General features: G+C 38.5%; 20 protein-coding genes. 2 read left to right on the forward strand and 18 right to left on the reverse strand.

All coding sequences use genetic code 11. The features are described from left to right. Positions 1–44: 44 nt before the first annotated feature. The 4 genes from ASU02_RS20150 to ASU02_RS20165 all read right to left on the reverse strand — a co-directional run bounded on the left by ASU02_RS20150 (position 45) and on the right by ASU02_RS20165 (position 2513). A complete protein-coding gene (locus tag ASU02_RS20150; protein ID WP_057766988.1) occupies positions 45–1127 on the reverse strand; it encodes a hypothetical protein in 1083 nt (360 codons plus the stop codon). Next, positions 1124–1594 (reverse strand): anti-sigma factor, encoded by a 471-nt coding sequence (locus ASU02_RS20155; protein ID WP_057766990.1) that lies wholly within the window; start codon positions 1592–1594, stop codon positions 1124–1126. The genes ASU02_RS20150 and ASU02_RS20155 overlap by 4 nt, the downstream gene beginning before the upstream one ends. Beyond that, complete coding sequence (locus ASU02_RS20160; protein ID WP_057766994.1) at positions 1591–2166, reverse strand: RNA polymerase sigma factor; 576 nt, start codon at positions 2164–2166, stop codon at positions 1591–1593. The genes ASU02_RS20155 and ASU02_RS20160 overlap by 4 nt, the downstream gene beginning before the upstream one ends. 155 nt (positions 2167–2321) lie before the next feature. Then, positions 2322–2513, reverse strand: coding sequence for a hypothetical protein (locus ASU02_RS20165; protein WP_057766996.1), 192 nt, complete (start codon positions 2511–2513; stop codon positions 2322–2324). Between the two features lie 127 nt (positions 2514–2640). Between ASU02_RS20165 and plsY the strand changes: the two genes are divergently transcribed. After that, entirely contained in the window at positions 2641–3261 is a 621-nt protein-coding gene (plsY, locus tag ASU02_RS20170) for a glycerol-3-phosphate 1-O-acyltransferase PlsY (RefSeq protein ID WP_057766998.1), read from the forward strand. Positions 3262–3305: 44 nt separating this feature from the next. Here plsY and ASU02_RS20175 read toward each other — a convergent pair whose 3' ends face one another. Then, positions 3306–4061 carry a metallophosphoesterase family protein gene (locus ASU02_RS20175; protein ID WP_057767001.1) on the reverse strand — a complete coding sequence of 252 codons (756 nt, stop codon included), beginning with the start codon at positions 4059–4061 and terminating at the stop codon, positions 3306–3308. Between the two features lie 472 nt (positions 4062–4533). After that, on the reverse strand, positions 4534–5064 hold the full coding sequence (locus ASU02_RS20185) for a DUF402 domain-containing protein (RefSeq protein ID WP_082631874.1): 531 nt from the start codon (positions 5062–5064) through the stop codon (positions 4534–4536). A gap of 175 nt (positions 5065–5239) precedes the next feature. Here ASU02_RS20185 and ASU02_RS20190 point away from each other — a divergent pair, with 175 nt between their 5' ends. Further along, positions 5240–6172, forward strand: coding sequence for a manganese-dependent inorganic pyrophosphatase (locus ASU02_RS20190; protein WP_057767007.1), 933 nt, complete (start codon positions 5240–5242; stop codon positions 6170–6172). Between the two features lie 40 nt (positions 6173–6212). Here the strand turns inward: ASU02_RS20190 and ASU02_RS20195 are convergent, their stop codons facing one another. The 12 genes from ASU02_RS20195 to ASU02_RS20250 form a co-directional block, all read right to left on the reverse strand. Further along, positions 6213–7265, reverse strand: a complete 1053-nt coding sequence (locus ASU02_RS20195; protein ID WP_095396749.1) for an NAD(P)H-dependent flavin oxidoreductase — start codon at positions 7263–7265, stop codon at positions 6213–6215. A 22-nt stretch (positions 7266–7287) separates the two neighbouring features. After that, the gene (locus ASU02_RS20200) at positions 7288–7842 is read right to left on the reverse strand and encodes a thioredoxin family protein (protein WP_057767008.1); all 555 of its coding nucleotides are present in this window, start codon (positions 7840–7842) and stop codon (positions 7288–7290) included. 287 nt (positions 7843–8129) lie between these two features. After that, on the reverse strand, positions 8130–8837 hold the full coding sequence (locus ASU02_RS20205) for an ABC transporter permease (RefSeq protein ID WP_057767010.1): 708 nt from the start codon (positions 8835–8837) through the stop codon (positions 8130–8132). Continuing rightward, entirely contained in the window at positions 8834–9682 is an 849-nt protein-coding gene (locus ASU02_RS20210) for an ABC transporter ATP-binding protein (RefSeq protein WP_057767012.1), read from the reverse strand. The genes ASU02_RS20205 and ASU02_RS20210 overlap by 4 nt, the downstream gene beginning before the upstream one ends. Before the next feature lie 175 nt (positions 9683–9857). Continuing rightward, the gene (locus ASU02_RS20215) at positions 9858–10922 is read right to left on the reverse strand and encodes a LytTR family transcriptional regulator DNA-binding domain-containing protein (protein WP_057767014.1); all 1065 of its coding nucleotides are present in this window, start codon (positions 10920–10922) and stop codon (positions 9858–9860) included. Between the two features lie 231 nt (positions 10923–11153). Further along, the gene (gene gatB / locus ASU02_RS20220) at positions 11154–12581 is read right to left on the reverse strand and encodes an Asp-tRNA(Asn)/Glu-tRNA(Gln) amidotransferase subunit GatB (RefSeq protein ID WP_057767016.1); all 1428 of its coding nucleotides are present in this window, start codon (positions 12579–12581) and stop codon (positions 11154–11156) included. Between the two features lie 13 nt (positions 12582–12594). Next, complete coding sequence (gene gatA / locus ASU02_RS20225) at positions 12595–14052, reverse strand: Asp-tRNA(Asn)/Glu-tRNA(Gln) amidotransferase subunit GatA (protein WP_057767018.1); 1458 nt, start codon at positions 14050–14052, stop codon at positions 12595–12597. A 13-nt stretch (positions 14053–14065) separates the two neighbouring features. Then, positions 14066–14356, reverse strand: coding sequence for an Asp-tRNA(Asn)/Glu-tRNA(Gln) amidotransferase subunit GatC (gene gatC / locus ASU02_RS20230; protein ID WP_057767020.1), 291 nt, complete (start codon positions 14354–14356; stop codon positions 14066–14068). A gap of 202 nt (positions 14357–14558) precedes the next feature. Continuing rightward, complete coding sequence (locus ASU02_RS20235) at positions 14559–15389, reverse strand: VanW family protein (protein ID WP_057767022.1); 831 nt, start codon at positions 15387–15389, stop codon at positions 14559–14561. Between the two features lie 133 nt (positions 15390–15522). Further along, positions 15523–15975 (reverse strand): YueI family protein, encoded by a 453-nt coding sequence (locus tag ASU02_RS20240; RefSeq protein ID WP_057767024.1) that lies wholly within the window; start codon positions 15973–15975, stop codon positions 15523–15525. Positions 15976–16205: 230 nt separating this feature from the next. Next, positions 16206–17498, reverse strand: coding sequence for an isocitrate lyase (gene aceA / locus ASU02_RS20245; protein ID WP_057767026.1), 1293 nt, complete (start codon positions 17496–17498; stop codon positions 16206–16208). Between the two features lie 512 nt (positions 17499–18010). Continuing rightward, positions 18011–18352, reverse strand: a 342-nt coding sequence (locus ASU02_RS20250) for an aldehyde dehydrogenase family protein (RefSeq protein WP_157684549.1), incomplete at its 5' end; no start/stop codon positions are given.

The following is an 18352-nucleotide window of genomic DNA, read 5'->3' on the forward strand; positions in this document are numbered from 1 at the left end:
ATCCCGCCTTTCTATTTATAAATAACCAGCTAAAGTCCAAATGTCTATTCATCCAGCAGCTCAACTTCCTTATCACGCTTGCCAAAAAGAAGCTTTAAGCCTCCCCCAATTAGGAGGATACATACAACTCCTGTTTGGAAGTAGCGGTCAAACCAAAATCTTATATCGATATCAATCATGTCATAGACCATTGGTGAAATAACTGGCAGCAAAATACTTGTTGTTAAATAATATAGTCCAAGAAGTACAAGTCCAATTCCGATCCATTTTTGCTGATTGATAAAATAAGAGATAATTGGTGTATCGTCTACCGGTTCATCTCCGTATTTAGAAGCCTTTTGCAATCCATCAAAGAAGCTATAGAACCAAATAATTGGAATTAAGAACAAGAAAATCCCTAAGCGCAATATATCCAATATATAAATTGAGAATAGAAAAGCTGCCATCAATTGAATGCCACGGCGCTGCAGTCCAAGATATAGATGACCTGCTCCTGGGAAAATCGACAAGAACGTCGCAATTGCTTTGCTTTTCTTGCCATCCTCTCTCCTCATTTCGAAATCATCGAGGATTGTTCGGTCAACAAGCGTTTCTCCTTGCTGCTTGCGATTCAATTGCTGCATGGCATCAAAGAAGCCATACACCCAAATAACTGGAAGAATTGCTAGAAATACTAGGAATTCACCACGATGAGTTAGCGCAGTTACAAATAGTACCATAATCCCTAATCCTAGGAATGCTGTCAGCAATGTCATCCCGCGATTCATTAATCCTAGTTGAAAATGACCAATCCCCGGAATAAATGATAAGAGCAGTGTGCGAAATCTTTCATACTCGAAATCATTCGCCGGTGATGCACTAGGTTCTGCCTGCACCTTATTATTTTGAAAAAGCTTAGATGCAGTGATGCCTGTATCAACTAAATTAATAATATAAAGAATCACTCCTAATACAAAAATTGCAAATCCAACTTCCCCCTCCCCGTTTGCATATGCTAAAAAGAAAACGGAAATCAGGAGAAATTCCCCAAACATATAAGCAATTCCACGTAAAATTTTCCCTAAATAAAGCAGCCCTCCGCCTGGGAAAAACGCTAATAAAAAAGCGATAATTGGATTTTTCATTATTTATCTACCTCCTTTGTTTTTCCTTCTAAAGAATCCATCCAAGCAAAGGTTTTATCAACAAGTCCTTGTGTCATTGATGGTTCTTCCTGAAGATTAGGATTCTGCACGTTTTCAGCATATTGAGTAATTGACTGAAAGACGCCAGTTGTCATTAATAGAATCGTCACTGCCGCTGCAATTGAATAATGGAAAAATGATGATTGATAAATAGATTTTTTCTTTTTCCCTATTAGTGATTTCTGTGCTGTCTCCCTCTTCACATCCGCAATTTGAGCCATGACAAGAGTAGTAAAATCAGCTTCATTTGAAATCATCGGTAACTCTGCTTCCTCTGCTTCTACCGCCATTAGATAACTTTCCAAACATTGGTCACAGCTATAAAGATGGTTCTCATACTCCTCCCGTACATCTTTATCCAACTCATTCTTCACGTATTTCATCCATTCTTGCTCTGAATAATGCATCATGAAAAGTCGTCCTCCTTCCAATGCTTTTTCATCCATAGACGTGCACGGTAAAGCTTCGTCTCTATCGTCTTGATTCCAACATTCTGTTCCTCAGCCATTTGCTGATAGCTTTTTTCGGCTATATAAAAATCATAGATTACATTCCGATAATTTGCAGGCAGCTCATTTAGCTTTTTGCGAACAAGAGTCCGCCTTTCTTTGTTAATGATTTCAGCTTCCACACTTTCACTTTGGCTTTCCTGAAAATCATATTCTACTTTTTCCAGCGTATCTTCTTGCCTTCGATCACGTTTTCTTTTTACATCAATTGCGTGATTTACGGCAATTCTTGTTATCCATGTTTTAAAGCCTTGATCCTCATATTGGGGGAGAGAGGTATAGATCTTTAAAAACACTTCTTGTGCGGCATCTTCCGCTTCTTTCTGGTCTCTTAGTACAGCATAAATTGTCCGGAACAAATCATTGCGATACTTTTCAACCAGCAAGCGAAAGGCATGGTCATTGCCGCTCTTTACTTTTTGGATAAGAACTTGGTCGCTAATCTCTCTCCCCCCCTTTCTTATAGCTTCCACCCTAATAGACGAAGAAAAGAGATTGTGCCCCTACACTAAAAATAATTTTTTTCATTGTTTTTTTTGCATGGTTCTTTCAAACAGTAAAAAACGCTTGGAAGAATAGCGTTCCTAAGCGTTTCTAGCATATAAATTTCACAAGCCTTTTATCCACTTCAATTAAACCAAATATAAAAACCTAACGCAATGAATGATATGATGATGACGACAATATATATTAAAGAAAGATTGGTTGTATTTCTTTTTGAGGAGCTTCCGTAGTTCTCATCCCCTTTTTTCATGAAAACAATCGTGAATACACCTGCAAGAGCCGGTAAAATAATAACTAATATAATAGCTATAAACATAGGTACACCTCAAATACTTATATTTACTTTCTATTATACTTCCAATTTTATTAATTGCACCCACTCTACCCATTACATGGTAAAATGAAGCTAATCTTTTTACTGAATTTAAAAAAAGGATGATAGGATGACTTTATTACTTTTTCTAATTGCTTATTTAGTCGGTTCCATTCCAACAGCTCTTCTTGTAGGCAAGTTTGCATTTAATATTGATATCCGAGAGCATGGAAGCAATAATCCGGGGGCAACTAACACGCTACGGGTACTTGGAAAAAAAGCCGCCATTGTCGTGCTGTTAGTTGACGTTAGTAAAGGAGCACTTGCTGCCTCATTGCCTGCATTGCTGGAAGCAGATGTTGATCCGCTATTGCCAGGCCTTATCGCTGTCATTGGCCATTGCTTTCCGATTTTCGCAGGCTTTCGCGGCGGGAAAGCCATCGCGACAACTGCAGGTGTCTTGCTTGTAACGAACATCTGGATGTTTTTAGCTGCTTATCTTGCTTTTGTTTTTGTCATATTTGTTACTAAGTATGTTTTCTACGGTTCTCTTACTGTTGGACTAACCCTGCTGTTTTACTCTTTTTTCACACCAGGTCTCGAATATGAACTCATATTTTCTATCTTTCTTTTATTGCTAATTTTTCTCCACCGCTCCAATATTAATAATTTCATCCATCATATGGAGCCGAAAATTAATGACAAGAGCCTTAAGGATGACCGTATTCCGCCGAAAATTAATCGAGTGTAGGTGCTTATGTTCCCGAATATTGGACAGCCAATACTCGGGTTTTCTTATTTCTTGGACTTATATGCCCCACGGTATTTGGCTTCGCGCAGCTCAAATGCATAGGCTTCCCAATTCGGTAAACCCATTTCTTCTGCTATCGCTAATTCCTTTTCGACATCATAAGGGACACGAACAATTTCAATTGAAAAGGGAGCTGGGTCGGCTGATAAATATTCCCCATGCAGGATGGCATATGTTGCTTGCGGGATATCAAGAGAGTTCCCGACACTTCCACAATTGAATAATGTTTTATATGGATGAACAGGTTCAATTAACGCAGCATGAATGTCCCCATACCCAACGACATCAGGGACTTTCCCTTCTTCATTTCCGGCGATCCACTCTGTATTTTCAAACATAGCTAGTTTTTCCTCATACGAATCCCTCATCGGAACGACCCGGTGATAAATACTTTTTGCAGAGGCATGATAGAGTCGAACATATTTGCCGCTCATATAAAAATCATAGTGAAAGGGCAGTGTTCCTAAATAGGCGAGGGAATCCTCACTTAACTGATCCTGATGCCACTTAACCTCTTCAAACTCAACTGGCTTTTGAATAAAGTCATCCCAATTCCCCAATATTACTACTTCACAAACTTCACGAATCCGCTCTACTGACCGTTGTGAATTCGGACCCTTTCCAATCAAATCACCTAAACAAAAGATAGTATGTATTCCCCGATTTTTAATATTTTCTAATACTGCTTCTAATGCAGTTAAGTTTCCATGAATATCTGAAATAACAGCGATGCTTCCCATTTCTTCTCCTCCTTAACTAATTATCTCTTCTTTCTCCAACCGCTTGTGCTTCCCCTTTATTTTATTGATAAAAAGTAGTATCAGTCGGCATACTGAACTAGCCTTTTTAAGGCAGGCTTAATAAATTTGTTTTATTTTACCTTTTTTGCAAACAATGATGATATTTAAAAACTATTATTCGTAGAGGTTAATTTTCGCTCCAGGTGCTCGCTTTCCGTGGGGTGGGCGGTGAGCCTCCTCGTCGCTGGCGCTCCTGCGGGGTCTCACCTGTCCCACTACTCCCACAGGAGTCTCGCACCTTACGCTCCAATCAACTAAGTATTTTTGAAAATAGTTTTCATCATACAGTTGATAAAAAAACACTCCTTTTGAAAAAAGCCTAGTTCTCAAAATCTGAAACCACCTACAACCTAATCTATTAGGTGGTTTTAAAGTTTCATTAAAGAATAACAAATAATTAATAATCTGCATCTTATAAAAGGCATTTTCGGTGTATAGAACTCATAGAAAAATATTTAAATCTCCCTTCCTGAATTTCTTCTAATACTTTATTAACAGCCTTGTAAGCAAGATCATATTGTTGTTGTGTAATCCATTTATTGTTAAGTGCCTCTTCTAATTCGTCTATATCTTTTTGAATCACTTCTCCTGTAGGAAATACAATTAGATCTAAAAATAAATCATCCATATAAGGCATATTATTTTCTACACCATTTTCATTCGTGATATCAATATACCATTGAATAATTTCTTCAGCCCCATTAAACATGGTTGTAATTGCATAATGTTCATTCAACGGCAATTGTTGTAACCAGGAATAATTATTGTCAACAATACAAATCTCTTGTTCTAAATGTTTAGTTATAAGTGGCTTAGATACCTCATGCATTTGAATAAGTGAAATATAACCCACAAAATTATTATTATTGATTTCTTTTTCTTTGTAGGTTCTTTTAATAATTCTACTCCAATCTTCCCTATGCAAAAAACGTCTTTTCAACATATACTCTCCTTTACTGACCTTTTGTTTATTAAACAACAAATCTAAGTGAAGGTTTTCAAGCCCATTAAGTTTTTTTAAGAAGAAATAAATAAAGTTGATTTTTTCTAATCCTGTATATATGGTAAAATAACTACAGGCTTTTTTGCCCTATTCTATTTAATCAAGGAGACGGATTATGTCAAAAGTATTTGTATTCGGTCATAAAAACCCTGACACAGATTCCATCTGTTCAGCTATTGCTTATGCAGAATTAAAAACGAAACTAGGCGTTGACGCAGAGCCAATTCGCTTAGGACAAATAAATGGAGAAACAAACTATGCTTTAGATTACTTCAAAAAAGAGGCACCTCGTTTCGTTGAGGCCGTTTCTAATGAGGTTAGTGAAGTTATCCTTGTGGATCATAATGAATTCCAGCAAAGTGCGGATGACATCCGTGATGTGAAGATTCTTGAAGTAATTGACCACCATCGCATCGCAAACTTCGAGACAAGCGATCCATTATATTACCGTGCAGAACCAGTTGGATGTACAGCTACCATTTTGAAAAAAATGTATAAAGAAAATGGAGTGGAAATTAGTAAAGAGACAGCTGGATTAATGCTTTCTGCTATCATCTCTGATTCCCTTTTATTCAAATCACCAACTTGTACGGAAGAAGACGTGGCAGCTGCTCGTGAACTAGCTGAAATCGCTGGTGTGAATGCAGAGGATTACGGGTTAGCTATGCTAAAAGCAGGTGCTGACCTTAGCGACAAGACACTTGAAGAGCTCATTTCTCTTGATGCAAAAGAATTCCAAATGGGCAGCTTCAAAACGGAGATTGCTCAAGTAAATGCAATTGATTTAAATGATGTATTAAGTCGTAAAGATGAACTTGAATCGATTCTTTCAGATGCAGTAAATAAGAAGGGACTAGATTTATTCCTTTTTGTTCTAACAGACATCCTTAACAGTGATTCAGTTGTTATCGCTATTGGCAGCGAAACAAAAGCAGTAGAAGAAGCTTATAATGTAACACTTGAAAACAACAGTGCCCTTTTAAGAGGCGTTGTATCCCGTAAGAAACAAATCGTGCCAGTTCTTACGAAAGTATTGGCTGAAAAATAATACACAAAAATGAGGAGTAGCCAAAATGGCTGCTCCTTTTTCATCTTTCTGCCAGAAGTTCCTCCATCAATTGTTTGACTGTCGTTTCCTTAACCATTCTCACACCTTGCCCAGCCCATAAAGACATGAATTCTGGCTGTTTCAGCATGGCAGCTTTCTTTCTGATAGAGGCTGTCAGATCATTTTGAAGTGGAAACGGCATACTCCTTTGATCAGCCATCTCATGAATAAATCGATTGCCAATTCCTCGAGCAAGTTTCCCTGAAAATGCCTTTGTAAAGGTTGTTTGTTCTTCCGTGCTATTCAAGAGTGTTTGCTTATATATCTCTGCAGCTCCACTCTCCTTACATGTTAAAAAAGCTGTTCCGAGCTGGACTCCCTTTGCGCCTAAAGCAATTGCTGCAGCATATCCTCTTGCATCCATAATGCCGCCTGCTGCAACGACAGGTGTGTGAACAGCATCAGCTACTTGAGGAATGAGAGCCATTGAACCAATCAATCCGCTATCTTCCTCCTGAAAGGTTCCACGATGGCCCCCAGCTTCACTCCCTTGAGCCACAATAATGTCCACACCGCTCTCTTCAAGCTCCCTTGCTTCCTTTACATTTGTAGCTGTCCCCACAATAACTGTTCTGTTCTTCTTAAGCTCTGTCATGACCTCTTTATTTGGTATTCCAAAGGTAAAGCTGGCAACTGGCACCCTTGCCCTAAGAACTTCCTCTATTTGATTTTCATATAAGGTTTTGTAGTTCTTCAATTGGTTGCCGTTCGGAACTTCGACTCCTAATTCTTTCCCATATTGATTTAAAAGGTCTGTCATTGCTGTTAATTCTTTTTTATCAATAGGATCTTCCCTCTCATTTGGAATAAATAAATTCACTCCAAAGGGTTTATCTGTTAACTTTCTAATCTGTTTGATCGCTTCCTTGATCTCATCAGAGCTCATATACCCTGCGCCAAGATTCCCCAGACCCCCGCAGTTTGATGTTTCACTTATTAATTCAGGTGTCGTGATTCCTCCTGCCATCGGTGCTTGAAAAATAGGATAAGGAATATTTAGCATCTCCGTCAGTTCATTTCGCTTCGAGACCACTGAACTTGCACCTCACAATGATTTAACCGATTAATTTATCACAAATACTATTTGCTACTGCATGCCATAACTTGTCTTCAACCTGATAAGATTTTACTAGATTTTTGTACATAGCCTTTTGTTTGTCTGTGAAATCAGGATCATCCTGTGCAGGGAGCTTGCTCCGTTCTTGATCAACAAGGTCCTGAAGATGCTTCGCTCTCGGTCCCCATACAGCCTGTTCTTCTCCGTCCTTATTAATAAAAATATAGATGGGAATCGCACGTGATGTTCCATTTGTTAAATATTGATCCATTAATTCTAGATTTTGATCTCTTAACAAAAATTTCACGTCCATATCAATTTCATCTGCAATTTTCAGCAGAATCGGGTTATTTAAAAGCGCATCTCCACACCAGTCCTCTGATAAGGCAATGACCTTTAAGCCTTTTCCCTTTAGTGGTGCTAACCTTTCTCTTTCTTCAGATGATAAAGAAAATTGTTCAAGAATTTGATTCATAGCAGCTTTATTTACACTCATTCCAGCAATATATTGTTCAGCTGTTAAGCCCTTTTCAAACCATTGATTAAGGTTCATATATAACACTCCATTTCATTTTTGTATTTATTCCTTATTATTACATATACTATTTCTTATTGCGAAGCATCGATCTCAGATGGACATGACAGATTTTGTCGAAACAAGATGTCCTTTCCTGGGAAATAAAAGGATATTTTGTAAAAGGAAAAATGATAAAAGGCCGATGGAAGATCCATCAGCCACATAAAGTACGGTCGATTTACTTGAGCAAGACTTTATGTATGAAGTAATAACCAGTGCAGTGAAAGGATGTTGACCGATATTCTGCTGGTAGCATAGATGTATTAATCCATCATCCGTTTTCGATAAACAATAACTACAATTACGTATATCACTGCTACCCATGCAAGAATAATTGCAAAGTTAAACCAAACATCTAGTAAACCAGCACCAGTTTGAACTTGATTTGCTAAGTTAATTAGCTGTGAATTTGGCATATACTCAGCAGCCTTAAGAATTGGGAACTTATCTGCAAAGTAGGTTAACATTGATCCAAAAGAGAAGATCCCAATGAATGGCAATATAACCACGGATGCCTCCATCACCGATTTTGTCATTAGTCCAAGCACCGTGCCAAGACCAATATAAAACACAGTGGAAAGTACAATAGCTATAGAAATAACAAGAATGTTTTCTGGCTTATACTCTGTTAAAAATGCAGAAATCACGATGACTAGAATGGTACCAATAAAGCTTAATAGACTTTTACCTCCAAGGATTTCTAGTGTACTTGCAGGTGAAAGCATCAATCCGCGTAATGTATTTTTCTCTTTTTCTTCCGCAATAAGCGAGCACTGCACATAAGCTGCAACTAAACAAAAAGTCATATTAAAAATGAGATAATGTTCATTAACCGTTTCAACACCCATCCTTCCATAAAGAGCAGCTAATACTAGCGGCATTAAAACAGATGAGCTTACAAAATAATTTTTCAAAATATCTTTATAATCCTTTTGAAAGATTGCCATCGTACGTTTAACTGAAAATATCATGATAATTTCCTCCCTGTTACTTCTACAAAAATATCACCAAGTGTAGGCTCGTTAGAATAGATTGAAACCACTTTATTTTCCGACATATAATTGTACATTGCTTGTGCACCTTCTGGACCGCGATCAATAATTTCCTTGCTGCCATCGGCTAGCTCGACTGTTAATGTATGATCGGCAAATTTCTGCCTTAGTGCTTTCGGTGAATCAAGCAGCTGGATTGTTCCTTCATTTAAAAAGGCCACACGATCACAAAGTGTTTCTGCTTCATTCATATCATGTGTCGTTAAAAATATCGTTGTTCCTTGCTCTTTTAAATTCTCCAATCCTTTATATATGTGCTTTGTATTGACTGGATCAAGTGCAGATGTTGGTTCATCCAAGAACAGCAATTCAGGCTTGTGTAAGAATGCTCTTGCTAATGTCACACGCTGCAGCATCCCTTTTGATAGCTTGGAAACAACTTTTTTCTTGGCATCCCTTAAATTCACCATATCAAGAACTTCATCTATTCGAGTGTGTGGAACTTCATAGAGATCACAGTAAAGCTTTAAATTATCATAAATGGTAAGTCGTGTATAAAGTCCGCTATTATCTGTCAGCACGCCTATTTTTTTGCGATAACGAGCTTCCTTTAGCTTTGAAGCTGGCACACCGAATACGTATGCATCTCCATCTGTTTGGGCTAATTGTGCGGTTAAGATTTTTATCGTCGTTGTTTTACCAGATCCGCTTGGACCTAAAAATCCAAATGTCTCTCCCTTTCTTACTTTAAATGAAACATCCTTTAATGCTGTTTGGTTGGCAAACATTTTCGCTAGTCCAGTTACTTCTATAATGTTCTCCATTTTCATCCTCCTGGCAAATTTGATTTGTAAATTATCATGTATGCTTCAGCACTGTAAGGCACCTCCGCTTTCGTATGATCTAATCTTATGAAACAAATCTTTGCCATGCATTATTATTTGGATGAAAAGAGCATATAACAGACTGAATGGAGTATTACTCACATGGAATGAAGCATTATTTGAGACCTAACATGCCCTTTAATTCTGCCATTTTCGTCTTTGATAACGGGATAGATGACTTTTTCGCATCACCTAATACTAAAGTAAAGCTATTTCTTGTCCAAGTGACTACCTCACGAACTTTTTGCAAATTCACAATGTAAGAACGATGACATCTAAAGAACCCATATGGATGCAGGCGGTTCTCAAGTTCGGTCATTGTAAATACACTTGGATACATTTCTCCTTTAATATAAATATTGGATTGCCCTTCATTGCTTTCTATGTAATCTATTTCTGGCGGATCAAATAATACGATTTTATCATTCACCTTTGTAGGAATCTTTTCAAAGCGAACAGGCTGGATAATTATTTCCTCTTCAATTATTTGATCCTCAGATTTATGCTCTTCTTTTGGTAATGCATCTGTTGTCTCTTCGTCAGAAACGACATCCAGTACATGCAAACCCGTTTCGTCTAAGCGGCAGACCTTATCTGTCACTGAAAGTGCACTCTCCATGTTTCCGGTTAGTACAAGCACGCCTTTGCCTCTTTCACTCAGTTTTCTTACAAGCTTTAAAAATACTCGTTTTGTTTCCAAATCAGTATTTTGGTCAGGTTCTTCAAATATAAACAGGGCTGGATCCTGAAAAAGCAAGCGACCAAAATGAACTCGTCTTTTTTCGGAAGCTGTTAGCTTGCTAACACGAATATTTCTTTTAGGCTCAAGCTGGGTCATACGCAAGGCATCATCCATAGAAATCTCCGAGCTATATAATTTTTTGAAAAAGGCAAAATGATCCTTTACACTCAATCTTTCATATATTCCATTATCCAAAAGAAACATGCCCACTTGATTAAAGTAAGCCTTTTTTGACTTCATAATTTCATGCCCATTTATGCTCAGTTCTCCATTTGAAACAGGAAGCTCCCCTAAGAATAATTTTACTAATATCGCCCGCACATTGGTGCTCGAATGAATAGCAATTACCTCATGTTCCGATACTTCTAAACTAAAAGCCGGAAAAACTAATGAATGCTCCTCATGTTTTTCTAAATCATTAATTTTCAAAATACTCACTGTGATCACCTATTGTTCAAATAAATTATTAAGACAAATTATATAAAGGAAAAATACAGGAACTTTTACATTTTTTTCTTTCCATTATTATAACTTTATTATTCTACATTTTCACTACCCTCCTATTAGTTAATAAAGTGTAATTTTGTAGATTGCTATCCTTTCCTGGGAAATATGAGAGAAAATTGTCGAAAAAGAGCTGGTGGAAATATCCACCAGCTCTTTTTTGCATTATCTCTTCTTAATTTCCTCTAATAATATTTTATTCACTAATGGCGGGTTAGCTTGCCCTTTTGTTGCTTTCATAATTTGACCAACAAGGGAGCCAGCTGCCTTTTCTTTTCCATTTTTATAATCCTCAATAATTTTTGGATTGTTATCTAATACTTCGGTAACAATTTTTAAGAGGGCACCTTCATCTGAAATTTGTACAAGACCCTTATCCTTAACAATTTGCTCAGCACTTCCGCCATTCTCAATCAATTCTTTAAAAACCTTTTTCGCAATCTTTGAAGAGATGGTTCCGTTCTCAATGAGCTTGATCATTCCTGCAAGTCCTTCAGGAGTTAAAGCTGTTTCATCCAATTCCTTTTGCTCTGCTTTCAAATAGGCTGATACTTCACCCATGATCCAGTTGGATGCTTGTTTTGCTTCTGCACCAGCACGGACAGTCGCTTCAAAAAAGTCAGCCATTTCCTTTGTTACGGTCAAAACAGCTGCATCATAAGCAGGAAGGCCAAGCTCTTCGACATAACGTTTTTTCCGCTCATCAGGAAGCTCAGGAATCTCGGCACGAATTCGTGCCTTCCAATCCTCATCAATTTGAACATCTAAAAGATCTGGTTCAGGGAAATAACGATAGTCATCCGATCCTTCTTTCACACGCATCAGAATCGTCGTGTTTGTTGCTTCATCATATCTAAGTGTTTCTTGCCCGATCACGCCTCCAGCAAGTAAAATTTCCTCTTGGCGTTTCTCTTCATACTCCAGACCTTTACGGACAAAGTTAAAGGAGTTTAAGTTTTTCAGCTCTGTTTTCGTTCCAAACCTTTCTTGCCCAACCGGACGAAGAGAGATATTGGCATCACAGCGCAATGAGCCTTCTTCCATTTTACAATCTGATACACCAGTATATTGTATGATTGACTTTAACTTTTCAAGATAGGCATACGCTTCGTTTGGTGTACGAATATCTGGTTCTGAAACAATTTCAATCAGCGGTGTTCCTTGACGATTATAATCGACTAATGAATAGCCGTTGCCATGTGTCAGTTTTCCAGCATCCTCTTCTAAATGGATACGGGTAATGCCGATTTTCTTTTTATACCCGTCCACTTCAATCTCTATCCATCCATGCTCACCAATTGGCTTGTCAAACTGGGAAATCTGATATGCCTTTGGATTATCAGGGTAAAAATAGTTCTTTCGATCAAATTTCGTAATCGGAGCAATCTCACAGTTAAGTGCCATTGCTGCCTTCATACCGAATTCCACGACCTTCTTATTCAGAACTGGAAGAACACCTGGATAGCCAAGATCAATAACTGTCGTATTTGTGTTTGGTTCCGCTCCAAAATGGTTTGGGCTCGCTGAGAAAATCTTCGAATCTGTTTTTAATTCAACATGGACCTCTAGTCCAATAACCGTTTCAAATTTCATGTCTTTCCCCCCCTTACAATCCCGGCTTTTGTTTATGAAATTCTGTTGCCTGCTCAAAAGCATGTGCTACACGATAAACCGTACTTTCATCAAAGTGCTTGCCGATGATTTGGAGTCCCAGCGGCAATTCGTTTATAAATCCACATGGAACAGATATTCCTGGCACACCAGCAAGGTTCACTGGAATCGTTAAAATGTCATTCGCATACATTGTTAGCGGGTCTTTTGTATTTTCATCCAGTTTAAAAGCAGGTGTAGGTGTTGTTGGTCCAACGATTACATCATACTTCTTAAATACTTCTTCAAAGTCATTTTTAATTAATGTGCGAACCTTTTGTGCTTTTTTGTAATAGGCATCATAATAACCGGAGCTCAATGCAAATGTTCCAAGCATAATCCGGCGTTTAACCTCTTCACCGAATCCTTCTGCACGGGTCTTTTTATATAAATCAATTAAGCTCTCCGCATTTTCTGTCCGGTATCCATAGCGCACACCGTCAAATCTTGCAAGGTTTGCGGATGCTTCTGATGAAGATAATAAATAATAGGCAGCAAGTGCATATTTAGAATGTGGCAGTGATACTTCTTCCCATGTTGCACCAAGATTCTCCAGCACCTTTAAAGCATCTAATACTGATTGACGCACTTCTTCTTGGACGCCTTCACCTAAATATTCCTTCGGCACAGCAATTTTTAAGCCTCTAATATCACCTGTTAATGATTCAACAAATCTTGGTACAGCTACATTTGCAGAAGTTGAGTCCATCGGATCCAATCCGGAAATTGCTTGCAATAAATATGCATTATCTTCAACCGTTCTCGTAATCGGACCAATTTGGTCGAGTGATGAAGCAAATGCAACAAGTCCAAAACGGGAAACACGGCCATATGTTGGCTTCATACCAACAACACCACAGAATGAAGCTGGCTGTCTAATCGAACCGCCTGTATCAGATCCTAAAGAGAATAATACTTCTCCAGCAGCTACAGAGGCAGCTGAACCACCAGAAGAGCCTCCAGGAACTCGATCTATACTCCACGGATTTCTTGTCTTCTTGTAAGCTGAATTTTCATTCGATGAGCCCATCGCAAATTCATCCATATTTAATTTCCCGATCGTAACCGTCTCTGCTTGGTTCAATTTATTAACAACTGTCGCATCATAGATTGGATCAAAATTTTCTAATATTTTGCTTGCACAAGTAGTGCGCAATCCCTTTGTAACAATATTGTCCTTAACACCGATAGGCATTCCAAACAGAAGCCCTTTTGATTCATCCGTTCCTAGCTTTTCATCCATTTGTTTTGCCGTTTCACGTGCTTTTTCCTCATCTAAAGTCAAAAAGGCTTGTACCTTTTCCTCCACTTCGCTAATGCGCTTGTATGATTCATCGACTAGATCGGTAACTTTCAATTCTTTTTTATGTAATTTCTCATGAAGCTCAGATACTTTATGATCAAATAAACTCAAAACCTTTCCCCCCTTATTCCATAATAGACGGCACTTTCACTTGACCGTCTTGATGTTCTGGTGCATTTTTCAGCACTTCAGACTGTGGCAATCCCTCTTGTGGGATATCTTCTCTCATCACATTTTTCATATCTAAGACATGCGATGTCGGTTCAACACCATCCGTATTTATTTCATTCAGCTGTTCAGCAAAAGATATAATCGCATCCAATTGATTTGTAAATTTTTCTGTCTCTTCTTCCGTAATTGCCAGTCTCGCCAAGTTTGCCACATGCTTAACCTGATCAGGAGAAATTCTAGACATGTAAGCCACCTCCAAATATGTTCTTTTCTTCACACAATATGATTTATCATATCAAACTTTCATACGTTAAACCACTACCTGATTTGACATAATATCCGATCCTTCTGCCTATTTTAACATGATTTGCAGACACTACGCAGTTAATACTCGAGATATAAAAAAAAGCAGTCCTTACTGGATACTGCACTTTAGCCATCGCATTTTATAAAATTATATTTCCTTTACTCTCCAAGAGAGGCTCATACATCATAACGGCATGATTTTCGGTCACAAATTCATCACAGATCAACTGCTTTTGCCTATTAAATTTCCTTCTGTAAATCTCGTTGTGGCGCAGATAGCCGCCCCAATAGGCTGGTGTGATTTCATGACGTTTTTCATATACCTCATATGTATACAATGCAGGTTCACTTGCCCGCCATTCCCCGACAAGATGTGTACCTGTTAGTTGAAGATGTATTTGATATGGAATGTTCGTTTCATTTTTTATTTGCAGATCAAGATAATTATAAGCACAAGTGGCACCGCTCCCAAATGGCTGTGTACGGTTTGAATCTGGAAAAACATCATAGCTATGGCGATGTCTTTCAATGACAGTAAGCGGACTATGCAAGGTCATCCAATAAATCAAATTGGAAAGCTGACAAAGTCCTCCCCCAACACCCGTTTTAAACTTTCCATAATAAAGAACCATCCCGTCTGTATAACCTTTATTATAAGTTGGTTTTCCTATGAGCTGCCAATAAGAGAACGTCTCACCTGGGTGAATGATAATCTTATTCACTCGTGGGACTGCTGTTTGTAAATTAGTAATTTTATTGCGCTGCAGAGACATCTCAACACCCTTTAGTTTCCGAAAAAGAATCGTTTGGTGCTCTGCTATCAAATACGGAAGTAGTTCCTCCGTTTTCTGCTTTGCATATTTTTTCCCATCGGTTATCCATTCGATATATCTCTTAATCGTATAAAACCATGTCCCCACACGAATTCTGCTTTTTGACCTTTGCTTCGGTCTCAAATTGACTGGATTCATATTATTCACCGCCAACTGCATTTTTCTCTTTAAATTAACATGGTTTTAACTCGTTTTGGCATTTAATTTGCAATTCCCCCTTATTATTTGCACATTTTCACCTTTATTTTGCAAATAAAAACGAAAGGAGCCTTTATCGACTCCTTCGTTTAAATACATTTGAAAAAATCGTAAAGACACCTTTCTTTTCTTTACCTTTTACCTGCTGTGGTTTTCCGGTTCCCTTTTGAACATAGATTTCTTCTTTATCAATCGCATAGTCGTAAGCAAGGACAAGTCCAATTTCCGAATTATGATCTTTATTTGTTACGATTGTATATTCTACTTTATAATCACCCGCAGCTTTTATATACTTAGAAAACTCGCCATAGCTCATATTTCCATTCAGGTACAGATGTGCCTTTTGATTTTCCTTCAATGCTTCCTCTACCTGTATATACATTCCCGATTCTCTAACTTGAGACTGAGTTAGCACAATAACAATCCGTTCTCGCAGAGTTCCAAGAAATTTCCTTCGTTCATCTGGCTTCGTTTGTTTTTCCCCATAGATTCCCTGCTGAATATAATCATCTACATTTTTTGACAAAGTCACATACCTCCCATTTATTTAAGGAAAAGAAGGGCTATTACTATGTATGTATTCATTTTAACAGTTGTGCTAGTATAATCATTACCTTTTTATACAAAAAAATCCTCTCTTCAAGTGAAGAGAGGGGCAAAATAGGAGAACAAGGTTAAAATCACGATAGAATGGAACAATTCATGTTGAAGGCTCTGAATCCTCCATAGTTTCCACATGATGTTTCCAAAAGGGGATTACACCTCTTGCTTCGCAGCAGTAAATTGCTCTTCTTCAGTAGACCCTTTAAGAGCTGTTGTTGAAGAAGTTCCACCAGTAATTGTCATAGAAACTTGATCAAAGTAGCCTGTTCCCACCTCCCTTTGGTGTCTTGTCGCCGTATAGCCGTACTCCTCACTTGAAAATTCAGCCTGCTGCAATTCTGAGTAAGCCGCCATCCCATAATCCTTGTATCCGCGTGCTAATTCAAACATGCTATGGTTTAACGCATGGAAGCCAGCTAACGTAACGAATTGAAATTTATAGCCCATTTTACCAAGCTCCACTTGGAATTTACCAATGGTTTCTTCATCAAGCTTACTTCTCCAGTTGAAGGATGGGGAGCAATTATAGGCTAATAGTTTTCCCGGAAACTTCTCATGAATGGCTTCAGCAAACTGTCTTGCTTCCTCTAAATCAGGTTCAGAAGTTTCACACCATACAAGGTCGGCATATGGCGCATACGCTAATCCTCTAGCAATCGCTTGTTCTAAGCCAGCCTTCGTCCGGAAAAATCCTTCTGGGGTACGGTCGCCAGTAATAAATGGTGTATCATATGAATCTACATCACTCGTAATTAAGTCCGCTGCATTGGCATCTGTTCGGGCAACAATTAGAGTTGGCACCCCCATAACATCTGCTGCCAATCTAGCAGCGATAAGGTTTTTCACTGCCGTCTGGGTAGGCAGCAATACTTTTCCGCCAAGATGGCCGCATTTTTTCTCTGAGGAAAGCTGGTCTTCAAAGTGCACGCCACCTGCACCCGCTTCAATCATTCCTTTCATCAATTCAAATACATTCAACTGTCCGCCAAATCCCGCCTCCGCATCAGCGACAATTGGAGCAAACCAGTCAATTGATTGATCGCCTTCCATATGATGAATTTGATCTGCACGCTGCAGCGCCTGGTTAATTCTTTTAACCACGCTAGGCACACTGTTTGCAGGATATAGACTTTGATCCGGATACATATGGCCAGACAGGTTCGCATCTGCCGCTACTTGCCAACCACTTAAATAAATTGCCTTCAATCCTGCTTTCACTTGCTGCACAGCTTGGTTTCCTGTTAGTGCACCTAATGCCGGAACAAAATCCTCTTTATTTACAAGATTCCAAAGCTTCTCTGCTCCCCTGCGTGCAAGTGTATATTCAATGTCAATCGACCCTCGTAATTTAATTACCTCTTCTGCCGTATATGGTCTTTCAATTCCACTCCACCGCTTATCCATTTCCCAGCTTTCTTGTAATTGCTGCACTCTTGCATCTGTCATAAATAAGTTCCTCCTTTAAAAATTACGATAGATTTTTTGATTGAGTAACTAGCTATGGGTTCATTTAAGGAATGAATATCTTTGTTGTTATAATACAGTTACCAAACTATGATATTTATTCTATAACAATATCGTTTTTTTAGGAACCACTAATTTGAAAATTATCAGAAATTTCATTCGACATTCTTCGATAAAAATAAAAGCATATGCTCCTTGATCATCGCCATGAAAACGCAGAGTGGCTCTGCAATCTAGATGTGGCGGCTCCTAGCCCCTCGAGATCATAAGCTGTACTGCTCTGTTGCAAAATACACCACTCCACAGTCCATCTTACTCTTGTCGGGTCTAAACAGTCGCCTCGCCATTTAATGACTGAGGTAAAGGACACGGTGAGCGTGAGCGAACCGATGTTGTCTTATCATAGAGAAGTGACCTGAAGTTTGATAGGCGCATTGAACAAAAAAAGAGTGATTTGCCTAAGGCAAATCACTCTTTCATCTATTTGTTTATTATTAGAACATTTCAGAAGTTGTTTTTGCTTGCATGTGAAGCTGGATGTAGTCAGGGCCGCCTGCTTTTGAATCTGTTCCTGACATATTGAAGCCGCCAAATGGCTGGTAGCCAACGATTGCACCAGTACATCCACGGTTGAAGTATAGGTTTCCAACATGGAAATCTTCACGTGCTTTTTCGATATTCTTACGGTTATTAGTGATAACCGCTCCTGTTAGACCATATTCTGTGTTGTTCGCAATTTCAATCGCATGATCGAAATCTTTCGCCTTTGTAAATCCAACAACTGGGCCAAAGATTTCTTCTTTCATGATACGAGCTTCTGGATCAAGATCTGCGAA

The sequence above is a fragment of the Cytobacillus praedii genome, from assembly GCF_001439605.1.
In the GTDB taxonomy this organism is placed as follows: Bacteria; Bacillota; Bacilli; order Bacillales; family Cytobacillaceae; genus Cytobacillus; species Cytobacillus praedii.